Here is a 13,964-nt window from a genome sequence, read left to right as displayed (position 1 = left end):
AGTGCCTCAGGCGTCCTTCGACTCCTCGGCGGGAGCCTCGGCGGCGTCCTCGACCTTGGCGTCCTCGACCTTGGCCGGAGCCTCGGTCTTGACCTCGGCGTCCTTGGCGGCACGCTTGGTGGCCGCCTCGGCCTCACCGGTGGCCTGCTGGGCCACGGTCAGGGCCTCCACCAGCTCGATGACGGCCATGGGCGCGTTGTCGCCACGGCGGTTACCGATCTTGGTGATACGGGTGTAGCCACCCGGGCGGTTCTCGTAGCGCGGGCCGATCTCGGTGAAGAGCGTGTGCACGATGCTCTTGTCCGTGATCACCGAGAGCACCTGACGGCGGTTGTGAAGGTCACCCTTCTTCGCCTTGGTGACCAGACGCTCCGCGTACGGGCGCAGGCGACGGGCCTTCGCCTCGGTGGTGGTGATGCGACCGTGCTCGAAGAGCGACTTCGCGAGGTTCGCGAGGAGCAGCTTCTCGTGCGCGGCGCTGCCGCCCAGACGGGCACCCTTGGTGGGCTTCGGCATGGTGTTTCTCCTAGGTGTCTGCCCCGGCCGTATCAGGTACCGAGGTCAGTGTCCGAGCGGGCGATCGCCCGTCGGAGATCCGGTCACCTCTTGCAAGGCGCCGGAGGACCCGCGCCCCGTAAGGGGCGCGGGGAACTGCGCGACCAGCCAAGAACCGGCCCGCAGCCTGGAACCGGCAGTGGAACCCGAGCTCTTAGTACTGCTCGGTCTCCACAAAGCCCGCGTCCGCGTCGTCGTCGGCACCAAAGGCGTCGGCGGCAGCGGTCGGGTCGAATCCGGGCGGGCTGTCCTTGAGGGCCAGGCCCATGCCGGCCAGCTTCGCCTTGACCTCGTCGATGGACTTCGCACCGAAGTTGCGGATGTCCAGCAGGTCGGCCTCGGAGCGGGCGACGAGCTCACCCACGGAGTGGATGCCCTCACGCTTGAGGCAGTTGTACGAACGAACGGTGAGCTCGAGCTCCTCGATCGGCAGCGCGAGGTCCGCGGCGAGGGCGGCGTCCGTGGGGGACGGGCCCATGTCGATGCCCTCGGCGTCGATGTTGAGCTCGCGAGCCAGACCGAACAGCTCGACCAGGGTCTTACCGGCCGACGCCATGGCGTCACGGGGACGCATGGCCTGCTTGGTCTCGACGTCGACGATCAGCTTGTCGAAGTCGGTGCGCTGCTCGACACGGGTCGCCTCGACCTTGTACGTGACCTTCAGCACCGGCGAGTAGATCGAGTCGACCGGGATGCGCCCGATCTCCTGACCGACCTGCTTGTTCTGAACGGCGGAGACGTAGCCGCGACCGCGCTCGACGGTCAGCTCCATCTCCAGCTTGCCCTTGCCGTTGAGCGTGGCGAGGACGAGGTCGGGGTTGTGCACCTCGACACCGGCCGGAGGCGCGATGTCGGCGGCGGTGACCAGACCCGGGCCCTGCTTGCGCAGGTACATCACGACCGGCTCGTCGTGCTCCGAGGAGACGACCAGCTGCTTGATGTTGAGGATCAGGTCGGTGACGTCCTCCTTGACGCCCGGCACGGTGGTGAACTCGTGCAGAACGCCGTCGATGCGGATGGACGTGACCGCCGCACCCGGGATCGAGGACAGGAGCGTGCGACGCAGGGAGTTGCCGAGGGTGTAGCCGAAGCCCGGCTCCAGCGGCTCGATCACGAACCGGGAGCGGAATTCGTCGACGACCTCTTCGGTCAACGAGGGACGCTGAGCAATCAGCATGTTGCGATCCTTCAGTCATGGGCGCCCGCTATTTGACGCCCTGCTGCTACTGCAAGGGTACGGGCGGCACGTCTCCGAAGAGCCGTACCGCCCGCAACCTCAAGACAACCGAGCCTCAGACGCGGCGGCGCTTGGGCGGACGGCAGCCGTTGTGCGGGGTGGGGGTGACGTCCTGGATGGAGCCGACCTCGAGGCCAGTGGCCTGGAGGGAGCGGATCGCGGTCTCGCGACCGGAGCCCGGGCCCTTCACGAAGACGTCAACCTTGCGCATGCCGTGCTCCTGCGCGCGACGGGCGGCCGACTCGGCGGCCATCTGCGCGGCGAAGGGGGTGGACTTGCGCGAGCCCTTGAAGCCGACGTGGCCGGCGGAGGCCCAGGAGATCACGTTGCCCGAGGGGTCGGTGATCGAGACGATGGTGTTGTTGAACGTGCTCTTGATGTGAGCGTGCCCGTGAGCGACGTTCTTCTTTTCCTTGCGGCGCACCTTCTTGGCAGCGCCCTGACGACCCTTGGGGGGCATCTATTACTCCTACGGGAGGTGGTCGGTCCTACAGCGAAGACCGCTGATAAGCGTCCGCTGAGGACTACTTCTTGCCCGGCTTCTTCTTACCGGCGATGGCGCGACGCGGGCCCTTGCGGGTACGAGCGTTCGTGCTGGTGCGCTGACCGTGGACGGGCAGGCCACGACGGTGGCGCAGACCCTGGTAGCAGCCGATCTCGACCTTGCGGCGGATGTCGGCCTGGATCTCGCGACGGAGGTCACCCTCGGTCTTGATGTTGGCGTCCACGTACTCGCGGATCTTGACCAGCTCTTCTTCGGAGAGGTCACGAACGCGGGTGTTCGGGTTCACGCCGGTCTCGGCCAGCGTCTGCTGGGAAAGGGTCCGGCCGATGCCGAACACGTAGGTCAGGGCGACCTCCACACGCTTTTCGCGAGGGATGTCAACACCGGAAACGCGTGCCATTCAATGGCTCCAGTTGTCGTTCGGAGGTCTTCCGCAGAACCGGATCCCGCCCGCCGTCCTCTCCTCTTGTCGAAGATTCGGTACGAACCGGGTCCCCGGCCTCCGACCGGGGGTGTCAGGTCTGATGAGACTCAGTCCTGGGTTCTGCGTATGAACATGTACTGCTTGCGTCGCGCGAAGTATCTGCGGATGCAGAAGGTGCGGTCGTGCGTCAGCCCTGGCGCTGCTTGTGGCGCGGGTTTTCGCAGATGACCATGACCCGACCGTGACGGCGGATCACCCTGCACTTGTCGCAGATCTTCTTGACGCTCGGCTTGACCTTCATTGGTGAGGTTCTCCGGGTCAGTGCCACCCCCCGCGTCCCGGAACCGGGAACACGGAGTAAGGGCAAGATCTACTTGTACCGGTAGACGATGCGGCCACGCGTCAGGTCGTACGGAGACAACTCCACCACGACCCGGTCGTCAGGGAGGATGCGGATGTAGTGCATACGCATCTTGCCGCTGATGTGTGCCAGGACCTGGTGGCCGTTCTGGAGCTCGACCTTGAACATGGCGTTCGGAAGAGACTCGACGACAGTGCCCTCGATCTCGATGGCACCTTGCTTCTTGGCCACGCTTCGCCCTTCGAATCGACTACCTTGATCGACTTCGCACGAGCGCATGCAGACATGCGGGTGCACGAGAGCCGACGAGTCAGTCTACGTCAGGCCTCTCGGAAAGACGAATCGAGAAAGAATGCCCCACTACGGAGATCGTTAAGCAACGAGGGTCGTCAACGCGTCTCCGCGGACCCTCCGGGGCGGCACCGCGGAGACGTACGGCGATCACACCGCCACCCGCCGTATCCGCCCGGTACCTCCGCCCGGGTGCCGCGATCCCCCACACCCACCGACCCGCCCCCGCCCGCCACGGTGAGACCAGCGGGTCCGCCAGCACCGGGTCGGCACCATCAGGCCAACGGGTCCAGCAGCATCAGACGAGGCCGGCGGGGAGGCGCCGTCAGGCCAAGGGGCCCGGCACCATCAGGCCAACGGGTCTGCCACCGTCGGCCCAGCAGGACCGGCGACCATCCGACCCACAGGGTCCGGCGCCGTCAGCCCAACAGGACCGGCGCCATGAGACCAACAGGTCCGGCGCCGTCAGGCCAGTGGGTCCGGCGCCGCCGTGATCCCGTGCTCCGCCAGCTTCGCCCTGCCGCCGTCCGGGGCCGTGAGGACCAGCGGGCCCTCCTCCGTCAGCGCCACCGAGTGCTCCCAGTGCGAGGACCACGTGCCGTCCGTCGTGATGACGGTCCAGTCGTCCTCCAGCACCTCGGTCCGCGGCGTGCCCAAGGACACCATCGGCTCGATGGCCAGGCAGAAGCCGGGGACCAGCTTCGGCCCCTTGCCGCGCCGCTTCTCGACGTAGTTCAGCAGGTGCGGGTCCATGTGCATCTCGGTGCCGATGCCGTGGCCGCCGTAGTCCTCGATGATTCCGTACTTGCCGCCGCCGGGCTTCGGCTGGCGGCGGATGTACGTCTCGATCGCACGCGAGACGTCGACGAGCCGGTTGCCCTGCTTCATCGCCGCGATGCCCGCCCACATCGACTCCTCGGTCACCCGGGAGAGCTCGAGCAGCTCCGGGGCGTGACCGGAGCCCACGAACGCGGTGTACGCCGCGTCCCCGTGCCAGCCGTCCACGATCGCGCCGCAGTCGATCGAGATGATGTCGCCGTCCTTCAGGACCACCTCGTCGGACGGGATGCCGTGGACGACGACCTCGTTGGCCGAGGTGCAGATGGTCGCGGGGAAACCGCCGTACCCGAGGAAGTTCGACTTCGCCCCGTGCTCGGCCAGCACCTTGCGCGCGACCTCGTCCAGGTCCTTCGTCGTGGCACCCGGCACGGCCGCCTCACGGGTGGCCGCGTGAATGGCCGCGACGACCAACCCCGCCGCACGCATCTTGGCGATCTGCTCAGGGGTCTTGATCTGCACCATGGCGGCCCGCGCTCTCCGTCTTCTCCGTCATTCCGACGACGTACCCAACCAGGTCGTGCACCACTACGTACACAACCACCTGCACAACACTACGGCCGCGGCACCCCCGGAGGGCACCGCGGCCGATGGCAGCGTGACGACTACTTGTCGCCGACCTTGCTCTTGAGCGCCTCCATGGCGCGCCCCGTGACCTCTTCCACCTTGCCGAGCGCCGAGATCGTCACGACCAGGCCCTGACGGGCGTAGTAGTCGATGATCGGCTCGGTCTGCGTGTGGTAGACCTCGAGACGCGTACGGACCGTCTCCTCGGAGTCGTCGTCCCGCTGGTACAGCTCGCCGCCGCAGACGTCACAGACGCCTTCCTGCTTCGGCTGCTTGTACGTCACGTGGAAGACGTGCGAAGAGTCGTTGCGGCAGATGCGGCGGCCCGCGATGCGCTTGACCACCTCGTCCTCGGGGACCTCCAGGTCCAGCACCGCGTCCAGCTTCATGCCCTCGGTCTTGAGCATCTCGTCCAGCGCCTCGGCCTGCGAGACGTTACGAGGGAAGCCGTCCAGCAGGAAGCCGTTGGCGGCGTCGGGCTGCTCCATGCGGTCCTTGGCCATCCCGATGGTGACCTCGTCCGGCACGAGCTTGCCCGCGTCCATGTACGCCTTGGCCTGCTTGCCCAGCTCCGTGCCCTGACTGATGTTGGCGCGGAAGAGGTCGCCCGTGGAGATGTGCGGAATCCCCAGGTTCTTGGCAAGGAACGCAGCCTGCGTTCCCTTCCCGGCACCGGGCGGCCCGACGAGGACGATTCGCATCAGCGGAGGAACCCTTCGTAATTGCGCTGCTGAAGCTGGCTCTCGATCTGCTTCACCGTCTCAAGACCGACACCCACGATGATCAGGATGCTGGTACCACCGAACGGGAAATTGCCGGTTGCCCCGAAACCCACCAACGCCATTGTCGGCACGAGAGCGATCAGACCCAGATACAGCGACCCCGGCCAGGTGATCCGGTTGAGTACGTAGCTCAGGTACTCAGCGGTCGGCCGACCAGCCCGGATGCCCGGGATGAAGCCACCATACTTCTTCATGTTGTCCGCGACTTCCTCGGGGTTGAACGAGATCGCCACGTAGAAGAACGCGAAGAAAACGATCAGGAGGAAGTAAGAGACCAGGTAGATGGGGTGATCGCCCTTGGTCAGGTTCTGCGTGACCCAGGTCTTCCAGCCCGAGTTGCCCTTCGAGAACTGTGCGATGAGGGCCGGGATGTAGAGCAGCGACGACGCGAAGATGACGGGAATCACACCCGCCTGATTCACCTTCAGCGGGATGTAAGTGGACGTACCGCCGTAGGACCGGCGCCCGATCATGCGCTTCGCGTACTGGACCGGGATGCGCCGCTGGGCCTGCTCGACGAAGACGACCAGCGCGACCATGACCAGTCCGACCGCGATCACGGTGCCGAACTCGATCCAGCCGCCGGCCAGCGTGCCCTGCGTCTTGATCGCCCACAGCGCGGACGGGAAGGTCGCGGCGATCGAGATGAACATGAGGATCGACATGCCGTTGCCGATGCCGCGGTCGGTGATGAGCTCGCCCAGCCACATGACGACGCCCGTACCGGCGGTCATGGTGACGACCATCACGACGGTCTGGAAGATCGACTGGTCAGGAACGATCTGGTTGGCCACCTGGCAGCCACTGAACAGAGCGCCGCTGCGGGCGGTCGCGACAAGGCCGGTGCCCTGCAGGATCGCCAGCGCCACCGTCAGATAACGGGTGTACTGCGTGATCTTCGCAGTGCCGGCCGAGCCCTCCTTCTTGAGGGCTTCGAGGCGCGGAATCACCACCGTCAGCAGCTGCAGAATGATGCTCGCCGTGATGTACGGCATGATGCCGAGCGCGAAGATCGTGATCTGCAGCAGCGCACCACCACTGAACATGTTGACCAGCCCGAACAGACCCTGGTTGCCCTTGGCCACGTCGATGCAGGTCTGGACGTTCTTGTAGTCGACACCTGGGATCGGTACGTGGGTACCGACCCGGTAGACCACGATGATGCCGAGCGTGAAGAGCAGCTTCTTGCGCAGGTCGGGCGTCTTGAACGCCCGGGCGAACGCGGTGAGCACGGTGCCTCCTGCGACCCCCGCGCAACTGCGTCAGAGGTGACGGTCTTGAGGTTCGACGAATAGGTAGGTATCGGTCGACTGCCGCCCGACGGAACGCCGGACGAAAGTCGGCAGTGCAGGCCACCTTACCGGCGAGACTGCCCCCCTAGGAACGACCAACCGGGGATACCCCATTTGTAAGGGCACCCCCGGTCGGGATCGCTCATGTCATCGAGACGCCTGAAAAGATCAGACGAGCTCGGTGACGGTACCGCCGGCGGCGGTGATCTTCTCCTTGGCGGAGCCGGAAACGGCGTCAACCGAAACCTGCAGCGCGACGGAGATCTCGCCCTGGCCGAGGACCTTGACGAGGCTGTTCTTGCGAACGGCACCCTTGGCGACGAGACCCTCGACGGTGACCTCGCCACCCTCCGGGTACAGCGCGGCCAGCTTGTCGAGGTTCACGACCTGGAACTCGGTCTTGAACGGGTTCTTGAAGCCCTTCAGCTTCGGGAGGCGCATGTGGAGGGGCATCTGCCCGCCCTCGAAGCGCTCCGGAACCTGGTAACGGGCCTTCGTGCCCTTGGTACCACGACCGGCCGTCTTACCCTTCGACGCCTCACCACGACCCACACGGGTCTTGGCGGTCTTGGCGCCCGGGGCGGGACGGAGGTTGTGGATCTTGAGCGGGTTGTTCTCCGCCATGATCAGTCGACCTCCTCAACCGTCACGAGGTGGCGGACGGTGTGCACCATTCCGCGGAACTCGGGGCGGTCCTCCTTGACGACCACGTCGTTCAGGCGCTTGAGCCCGAGCGAACGCAGGGTGTCGCGGTGGTTCTGCTTGCTGCCGATGTACGACTTCGTCTGCGTGATCCTGAGCTGAGCCATGATTACGCACCCGCTCCCGCACGCGCACGCAGCAGAGCGGCGGGGGCGACGTCCTCGAGGGGCAGACCACGGCGAGCCGCGATCTCCTCGGGACGCTGCAGACCCTTGAGGGCCGCCACGGTCGCGTGCACGATGTTGATCGCGTTGGACGAGCCGAGCGACTTCGACAGGATGTCGTGAACGCCGGCGCACTCGAGGACAGCACGCACCGGGCCACCGGCGATAACGCCGGTACCGGGGGAAGCAGGCTTGAGCAGGACGACGCCCGCGGCCTTCTCGCCCGTGATCGGGTGCGGGATGGTGCCCTGGATACGGGGGACCTTGAAGAAGTGCTTCTTGGCCTCCTCAACACCCTTGGCGATGGCGGCCGGCACCTCCTTGGCCTTGCCGTAACCGACACCCACGGTGCCGTCACCGTCGCCCACTACGACGAGCGCAGTGAAGCTGAAGCGACGACCACCCTTCACAACCTTGGCGACGCGGTTGATCGCGACGACGCGCTCGACGTACGCGGTCTTCTCGGCGGCAGCAGCGCCGCCGTCACGGCCCTTCCGGTCCCGCCGCTCGCCGCCACCGGCACCGCTTCCGCGGCGCTGGGGTCCAGCCATTGGAATTACCTCTCTCTGTTTCCGCTAGCTACGGAACCGACTCAGAACTTGAGTCCGGCTTCGCGGGCGGCGTCCGCCAGGGCGGCAATGCGCCCGGCGTACTGGTTGCCACCACGGTCGAATACGACAGCCTCGACACCGGCGGCCTTGGCGCGCTCGGCGACCAGGGCGCCGACCGACTTGGCCTGAGCCGACTTGTCGGCCTCGCCACCGCGGATCGTCGTGTCCAGGGTCGACGCCGACGCGAGGGTGTGACCCTTAACGTCGTCGATGATCTGGGCCACGATGTGGCGGTTGGAGCGCGTCACGACCAGGCGCGGACGCTCAGCCGTACCCGAGATGTGCTTACGGATCCGGATGTGACGACGCTTGATGGCAGCACGCTTGTAAGCGTCGCCCTTAGCAATCTTGACACCGTATGCCATGGCTTACTTACCCGCCTTTCCGACCTTGCGGCGAATGACTTCGCCCTCGTACTTGACGCCCTTGGCCTTGTACGGGTCGGGCTTGCGCAGCTTGCGGATGTTGGCCGCAACCTCGCCGACCTTCTGCTTGTCGATGCCCTCGACCGAGAAACGGGTCGGAGCCTCCACCTTGAAGGTGATGCCCTCGGGGGCCTCGACGGTGATCGGGTGGCTGTAGCCGAGCGCGAACTCCAGGTTGGAGCCCTTCGCCTGGACGCGGTAACCGACACCGCTGATCTCGAGCTTCTTCACGTAACCCTGGGTCACGCCGGTGATCATGTTCGCCACCAGCGTGCGGGACAGGCCGTGCAGGGCCTTGTTCTGACGCTCGTCGTTGGGGCGGGTGACGTTGAGAACGCCATCCTCAGCCTTGACGACCTCGATCGGCGCGGCAACGGTGTGAGCGAGGGTGCCCTTGGGGCCCTTCACCTGGACCGTACGGCCTTCGATGGTGACGTCCACGCCGGCGGGAACCGTGATGGGGAGCTTGCCAATACGCGACATAGCTGTTTCCTCCGTTCCCTTCCGTTACCAGACGTAGGCGAGAACTTCTCCGCCTACGCCCTTCTTGCCGGCCTGCTTGTCGGTGAGGAGCCCGTGGGACGTGGAGATGATCGCCACGCCAAGGCCGCCGAGCACCTTCGGCAGGTTGGTGGACTTCGCGTACACCCGGAGACCGGGCTTGGAGATCCGCTTGATGCCCGCGATGGAGCGCTCACGGTTCGGGCCGAACTTCAGCTCGAGGACGAGGTTCTTGCCGACCTCGGCGTCCTCGACCTTCCAGCCCGTGATGAAGCCCTCCTGCTGGAGGATCTCCGCGATGTGCGACTTGATCTTGCTGTGCGGCATACCCACGGTGTCGTGGTACGCCGAGTTCGCGTTACGCAGACGCGTAAGCATGTCTGCGATCGGATCAGTCATGGTCATGAATTGGCCTTCGGCCTCTCTCGCCGGGGTTTCCTGTATGCGCCATCCCTCTCCCCACTCAGTGGCGGGACGGGTGCGGTGCGGGGACCTACGGCGTAGTAAGTCGTACGGGCGTCAGGCGCCCAACCGTCCTAGCCTAAGCCATGGAGGGGTGGGCACCTGACCAAGCCCTTTGCTTACCGAGAGCCTCTGGAGTCCGGAATTACCGGAACTACCAGGAGCTCTTGGTCACGCCCGGCAGCTCGCCACGGTGAGCCATCTCACGAAGGCAGACGCGGCACAGGCCGAACTTGCGGTACACGGAGTGCGGACGACCGCAGCGCTGGCAGCGCGTGTAGCCACGCACACCGAACTTGGGCTTACGAGCAGCCTTGGCAATCAGAGCCTTCTTCGCCATCTCGCTTACGCCTCCTTGAAGGGGAAGCCGAGGTGACGGAGAAGGGCACGGCCCTCAGCGTCGTTGGTCGCCGTGGTCACCACGGTGATGTCCATACCCCGGACGCGGTCGATCTTGTCCTGGTCGATCTCGTGGAACATGACCTGCTCCGTGAGACCGAAGGTGTAGTTGCCACGGCCGTCGAACTGCTTGGGGGACAGACCGCGGAAGTCGCGGATGCGCGGCAGCGCGAGCGACAGGGTGCGGTCCAGGAACTCCCACATGCGGTCGCCACGGAGCGTGACGTGGGCACCGATCGGCTGACCCTCGCGCAGCTTGAACTGCGCGATGGACTTGCGGGCCTTGGTGATGGCCGGCTTCTGACCGGTGATCGTGGTCAGGTCACGGACGGCACCGTCCATGAGCTTCGAGTCACGGGCGGCGTCGCCGACACCCATGTTGACCACGATCTTGACGAGGCCGGGAACCTGCATGACGTTCTCGTAGGAGAACTCCTCACGCAGCTTGCCCGCGATCTCCTCGCGGTACTTCGTCTTGAGACGCGGAGTGGTGGTGGTAGCCATCAGATGTCCTCACCCGTCCGCTTGGCAACGCGGATCTTGTTGCCCTCGTCGTCGAAGCGGTAACCGACGCGCGTGACGACCTTGTTGCCGTCCTTCTCCACGACGAGCTGAACGTTGCTCACGTGAATGGGGGCTTCGGTGGTCACGATGCCGCCGGCCTGCGAACCGCTGGCGGTGGGGCCGGCCTTCGTGTGCTTCTTGACCCGGTTGACACCCTCGACCAGGACGCGCTCGTCGCGCGGGTAAGCGGCAATGACCTTGCCCTGCTTGCCCTTGTCCTTGCCGGTGATGACCTGAACCGTGTCACCCTTCTTGATCTTCATGCTTACAGCACCTCCGGCGCGAGCGAGATGATCTTCATGAACTTCTTCTCGCGCAGCTCACGGCCGACGGGGCCGAAGATACGGGTGCCGCGAGGGTCGCCGTCGTTCTTCAGAATGACAGCGGCGTTCTCGTCGAAGCGGATGTACGAGCCGTCCGGACGGCGGCGCTCCTTGACGGTGCGAACGATGACCGCCTTGACGACGTCACCCTTCTTCACGTTGCCACCGGGGATCGCGTCCTTGACGGTGGCGACGATGACGTCACCGATGCCCGCGTAGCGGCGACCGGAGCCACCGAGCACACGGATGCAAAGGATTTCCTTCGCCCCCGTGTTGTCGGCGACGCGCAGTCGCGACTCCTGCTGGATCACGTCTATCTCCTGATTGTCTGCCGGTTCCCGCGGGGATCCCTTTCGGGTCGCCCCGCGAGCCTGGCGGAACCGTCCTGCGGATGAGCCCCGCAGGAATTACTTGGCCTGTTGAGGGAGAAAACCTCCGCCGGGGGCCGGGCACCTGACGGTGCGGCAGGCCCCCGGCGGGGCAACGGGGGGATTGAGCCCCCCGTTTGATTACTTCGCCTTCTCGAGGATCTCCACGATGCGCCAGCGCTTCGTCGCGGACAGCGGACGCGTCTCCATGAGGAGGACGCGGTCGCCGATACCCGCGGCGTTCTGCTCGTCGTGGGCCTTCAGCTTGCTCGTACGGCGGATGACCTTGCCGTACAGGGCGTGCTTGACGCGGTCCTCGACGGCGACGACGACGGTCTTGTCCATCTTGTCGCTGACGACGAGACCCTCACGGGTCTTGCGGAATCCGCGCGCCTCAGTGGTGTTCTCGGTCACGTTGCTCTCGCTCATCAGGCGCTCTCCACCGTTTCGATGCCCAGCTCGCGCTCACGCATCAGGGTGTAGATCCGCGCGATGTCCTTGCGGACGGCCTTGAGCCGACCGTGGTTCTCGAGCTGACCGGTCGCCGCCTGGAAGCGGAGGTTGAACAGCTCTTCCTTGGCTTCGCGAAGCTTCGCGAGAAGCTCCTCGTCACCCAGTTCGCGCAGCTCGGACGCCTTGGTACCGGCCGACATCACGCTTCACCTGCCTCGCGCTTGACGATCCGGCACTTCATCGGCAGCTTGTGGGCTGCGCGAGTGAGGGCCTCACGGGCGATCTTCTCGTTGGGGTAGGACAGTTCGAACATGACCCGGCCCGGGTGCACGTTCGCGATCCACCACTCCGGCGAACCCTTACCGGAACCCATGCGGGTCTCGGCGGGCTTCTTCGTGAGCGGGCGGTCCGGGTAGATGTTGATCCAGACCTTGCCGCCACGCTTGATGTGGCGGGTCATCGCGATACGGGCGGCCTCGATCTGGCGGTTCGTCACGTACGCCGGCGTGAGGGCCTGAATGCCGTACTCGCCGAACGAAACCTGCGTACCGCCCTTGGCCTGACCACGGCGCTTCGGGTGGTGCTGCTTGCGGTGCTTGACCCTACGGGGGATCAGCATGTCGGTCAGGCCTCCGTTCCGGTGCTCTCAGCCGGAGCGGCAGCCGCCGGAGCCTCGGCCTTGGGGGCCTCGGCAGCGGGAGCCTGCTGCGGCTTGCGGCCGCGGCCGCCACGCTCGCCACCACGGCCACCACGGCCGGCCGGGCGGTCGTTGCCGCCACCACGGGCCGGGCGGTTGCCGGCGCGGGCAGCGGCGTTCTCGGCGCGGACCTCGGCGATGTTCTTGACGTCGCCCTTGTAGATCCAGACCTTCACACCGATGCGGCCGAAGGTCGTCTTGGCCTCGAAGAAGCCGTAGTCGACGTTCGCACGGAGCGTGTGCAGGGGCACACGGCCCTCGCGGTAGAACTCCGAGCGGGACATCTCGGCGCCGCCGAGACGGCCACCACACTGGATCTTGATGCCCTTGGCGCCCGCCTTCATCGCCGACTGCATGCTCTTACGCATGGCACGGCGGAAGGAGACGCGGGAGGACAGCTGCTCGGCAACGGCCTGAGCAACCAGCTGAGCGTCCGTCTCGGGGTTCTTGACCTCGAGGATGTTCAGCTGGACCTGCTTGCCCGTGAGCTTCTCGAGGTCACCGCGGATGCGGTCGGCCTCGGCGCCACGGCGGCCGATGACGATGCCGGGACGCGCGGTGTGGATGTCCACCCGCACGCGGTCACGGGTGCGCTCGATCTCCACCTTCGAGATACCGGCGCGCTCCATGCCGGACGTCATCATCCGACGGATGGCGACGTCTTCCTTGACGTAGTCCTTGTACAGCTTGTCGGCGTACCAACGGGACTTGAAGTCCGTGGTGATGCCGAGCCGGAACCCATGCGGGTTAACCTTCTGGCCCATTACCGGGTTCCTTCCTTGCTGCTGACGACCACGGTGATGTGGCTGGTCCGCTTGCGGATCCGGTAGGCACGGCCCTGGGCCCGCGGACGGAACCGCTTCAGGGTCGGACCCTCGTCGACGTACGCCTCGGAGATGAAGAGGCTGTCGGCGTCGGTGTGGTCGTAGTTGTGCGCGGCGTTGGCAATGGCGCTGTCAAGCACCTTGCCGACCGGCACGCTCGCGGCCTGCGGGGCGAAACGCAGGACCGCCTGAGCCTCCGTGGCATCCATGCCACGGATAAGGTCCACCACGCGGCGGGCCTTCATGGGCGTAACGCGGATGTACCGCGCCTGGGCCCTGGCTTCCATGGTTGTCCTTCCAGTGTCTGTCATGGTCATTCCACCCCGCGTTAGCGGCGCTTCGACTTCCGGTCGTCCTTGACGTGACCCCGGAAGGTGCGCGTCGGCGAGAACTCGCCGAGCTTGTGGCCGACCATCGACTCGGTGACAAACACCGGAATGTGGGTCTTGCCGTTGTGCACCGCGATCGTGTGGCCGAGCATGGCCGGGATGATCATCGAGCGACGGGACCAGGTCTTGATGACGTTCTTGGTACCGGCTTCGTTCTGAGCGTCCACCTTCTTTACGAGGTGGCCGTCAACGAAGGGTCCCTTCTTGAGACTGCGCGGCATCTAAACCCGC

25 protein-coding genes are annotated in these 13,964 nt (G+C 65.7%); all 25 read right to left on the bottom strand.

Annotated elements, in window-relative coordinates:
• Positions 1–6 precede the first annotated feature (6 nt).
• The 25 genes from rplQ to rpsS all read right to left on the bottom strand — a co-directional run bounded on the left by rplQ (position 7) and on the right by rpsS (position 13,954).
• Positions 7–516 (bottom strand): 50S ribosomal protein L17, encoded by a 510-nt coding sequence (gene rplQ / locus AAFF41_RS28400; RefSeq protein WP_060895277.1) that lies wholly within the window; start codon positions 514–516, stop codon positions 7–9.
• Positions 517–709: 193 nt separating this feature from the next.
• Entirely contained in the window at positions 710–1,732 is a 1,023-nt protein-coding gene (locus AAFF41_RS28395; protein ID WP_003966937.1) for a DNA-directed RNA polymerase subunit alpha, read from the bottom strand.
• A gap of 115 nt (positions 1,733–1,847) precedes the next feature.
• Positions 1,848–2,252 carry a 30S ribosomal protein S11 gene (gene rpsK, locus AAFF41_RS28390; protein WP_003956432.1) on the bottom strand — a complete coding sequence of 135 codons (405 nt, stop codon included), beginning with the start codon at positions 2,250–2,252 and terminating at the stop codon, positions 1,848–1,850.
• A 64-nt stretch (positions 2,253–2,316) separates the two neighbouring features.
• Entirely contained in the window at positions 2,317–2,697 is a 381-nt protein-coding gene (gene rpsM / locus AAFF41_RS28385; RefSeq protein WP_060901485.1) for a 30S ribosomal protein S13, read from the bottom strand.
• Between the two features lie 211 nt (positions 2,698–2,908).
• A complete protein-coding gene (gene rpmJ, locus AAFF41_RS28380; protein WP_003998809.1) occupies positions 2,909–3,022 on the bottom strand; it encodes a 50S ribosomal protein L36 in 114 nt (37 codons plus the stop codon).
• A gap of 69 nt (positions 3,023–3,091) precedes the next feature.
• Positions 3,092–3,313, bottom strand: a complete 222-nt coding sequence (gene infA, locus AAFF41_RS28375; RefSeq protein WP_003948620.1) for a translation initiation factor IF-1 — start codon at positions 3,311–3,313, stop codon at positions 3,092–3,094.
• Positions 3,314–3,838: 525 nt separating this feature from the next.
• Positions 3,839–4,675 (bottom strand): type I methionyl aminopeptidase, encoded by an 837-nt coding sequence (gene map, locus AAFF41_RS28370; protein WP_075028514.1) that lies wholly within the window; start codon positions 4,673–4,675, stop codon positions 3,839–3,841.
• Between the two features lie 140 nt (positions 4,676–4,815).
• Positions 4,816–5,478: an adenylate kinase gene (locus AAFF41_RS28365; RefSeq protein WP_319750141.1), complete on the bottom strand. Its 663-nt coding sequence runs from the start codon at positions 5,476–5,478 to the stop codon at positions 4,816–4,818.
• Positions 5,478–6,791 carry a preprotein translocase subunit SecY gene (gene secY / locus AAFF41_RS28360; protein WP_319750140.1) on the bottom strand — a complete coding sequence of 438 codons (1,314 nt, stop codon included), beginning with the start codon at positions 6,789–6,791 and terminating at the stop codon, positions 5,478–5,480. Before secY ends, AAFF41_RS28365 begins: the two co-directional genes overlap by 1 nt.
• A gap of 228 nt (positions 6,792–7,019) precedes the next feature.
• Positions 7,020–7,475, bottom strand: a complete 456-nt coding sequence (gene rplO, locus AAFF41_RS28355; protein ID WP_060901489.1) for a 50S ribosomal protein L15 — start codon at positions 7,473–7,475, stop codon at positions 7,020–7,022.
• A 2-nt stretch (positions 7,476–7,477) separates the two neighbouring features.
• Positions 7,478–7,660, bottom strand: coding sequence for a 50S ribosomal protein L30 (gene rpmD, locus AAFF41_RS28350; protein ID WP_060901490.1), 183 nt, complete (start codon positions 7,658–7,660; stop codon positions 7,478–7,480).
• 2 nt (positions 7,661–7,662) lie between these two features.
• Positions 7,663–8,268, bottom strand: coding sequence for a 30S ribosomal protein S5 (rpsE, locus tag AAFF41_RS28345; protein ID WP_006376045.1), 606 nt, complete (start codon positions 8,266–8,268; stop codon positions 7,663–7,665).
• A gap of 41 nt (positions 8,269–8,309) precedes the next feature.
• On the bottom strand, positions 8,310–8,693 hold the full coding sequence (rplR, locus tag AAFF41_RS28340) for a 50S ribosomal protein L18 (RefSeq protein WP_143602623.1): 384 nt from the start codon (positions 8,691–8,693) through the stop codon (positions 8,310–8,312).
• A gap of 3 nt (positions 8,694–8,696) precedes the next feature.
• Positions 8,697–9,236, bottom strand: a complete 540-nt coding sequence (gene rplF / locus AAFF41_RS28335; RefSeq protein ID WP_060901492.1) for a 50S ribosomal protein L6 — start codon at positions 9,234–9,236, stop codon at positions 8,697–8,699.
• A 24-nt stretch (positions 9,237–9,260) separates the two neighbouring features.
• Complete coding sequence (rpsH, locus tag AAFF41_RS28330) at positions 9,261–9,659, bottom strand: 30S ribosomal protein S8 (protein ID WP_010986352.1); 399 nt, start codon at positions 9,657–9,659, stop codon at positions 9,261–9,263.
• 211 nt (positions 9,660–9,870) lie between these two features.
• Positions 9,871–10,056 carry a type Z 30S ribosomal protein S14 gene (locus tag AAFF41_RS28325; RefSeq protein WP_003948630.1) on the bottom strand — a complete coding sequence of 62 codons (186 nt, stop codon included), beginning with the start codon at positions 10,054–10,056 and terminating at the stop codon, positions 9,871–9,873.
• 5 nt (positions 10,057–10,061) lie between these two features.
• On the bottom strand, positions 10,062–10,619 hold the full coding sequence (gene rplE / locus AAFF41_RS28320) for a 50S ribosomal protein L5 (protein ID WP_060901493.1): 558 nt from the start codon (positions 10,617–10,619) through the stop codon (positions 10,062–10,064).
• Positions 10,619–10,942, bottom strand: coding sequence for a 50S ribosomal protein L24 (gene rplX, locus AAFF41_RS28315; protein ID WP_060901494.1), 324 nt, complete (start codon positions 10,940–10,942; stop codon positions 10,619–10,621). The genes rplE and rplX overlap by 1 nt, the downstream gene beginning before the upstream one ends.
• Positions 10,943–10,944: 2 nt before the next feature.
• Positions 10,945–11,313: a 50S ribosomal protein L14 gene (gene rplN / locus AAFF41_RS28310; protein ID WP_003998823.1), complete on the bottom strand. Its 369-nt coding sequence runs from the start codon at positions 11,311–11,313 to the stop codon at positions 10,945–10,947.
• 198 nt (positions 11,314–11,511) lie between these two features.
• Positions 11,512–11,799: a 30S ribosomal protein S17 gene (rpsQ, locus tag AAFF41_RS28305; protein ID WP_060901495.1), complete on the bottom strand. Its 288-nt coding sequence runs from the start codon at positions 11,797–11,799 to the stop codon at positions 11,512–11,514.
• Complete coding sequence (gene rpmC, locus AAFF41_RS28300) at positions 11,799–12,023, bottom strand: 50S ribosomal protein L29 (RefSeq protein ID WP_003998824.1); 225 nt, start codon at positions 12,021–12,023, stop codon at positions 11,799–11,801. Before rpmC ends, rpsQ begins: the two co-directional genes overlap by 1 nt.
• The gene (gene rplP / locus AAFF41_RS28295; RefSeq protein WP_010986348.1) at positions 12,023–12,442 is read right to left on the bottom strand and encodes a 50S ribosomal protein L16; all 420 of its coding nucleotides are present in this window, start codon (positions 12,440–12,442) and stop codon (positions 12,023–12,025) included. The genes rpmC and rplP overlap by 1 nt, the downstream gene beginning before the upstream one ends.
• 5 nt (positions 12,443–12,447) lie before the next feature.
• Positions 12,448–13,284 (bottom strand): 30S ribosomal protein S3, encoded by an 837-nt coding sequence (gene rpsC, locus AAFF41_RS28290; protein ID WP_143602621.1) that lies wholly within the window; start codon positions 13,282–13,284, stop codon positions 12,448–12,450.
• Complete coding sequence (gene rplV / locus AAFF41_RS28285; protein ID WP_003974262.1) at positions 13,284–13,631, bottom strand: 50S ribosomal protein L22; 348 nt, start codon at positions 13,629–13,631, stop codon at positions 13,284–13,286. The genes rpsC and rplV overlap by 1 nt, the downstream gene beginning before the upstream one ends.
• A gap of 41 nt (positions 13,632–13,672) precedes the next feature.
• A complete protein-coding gene (rpsS, locus tag AAFF41_RS28280) occupies positions 13,673–13,954 on the bottom strand; it encodes a 30S ribosomal protein S19 (RefSeq protein ID WP_015035577.1) in 282 nt (93 codons plus the stop codon).
• Between the last annotated feature and the right edge of the window lie 10 nt (positions 13,955–13,964).

It is taken from the genome of Streptomyces mirabilis, from assembly GCF_039503195.1.
Lineage (GTDB): Bacteria > Actinomycetota > Actinomycetes > Streptomycetales > Streptomycetaceae > Streptomyces > Streptomyces mirabilis_D.
Note: the sequence above shows the minus strand (reverse complement) of the source record. Positions and strands in the feature narration are given on the sequence as shown.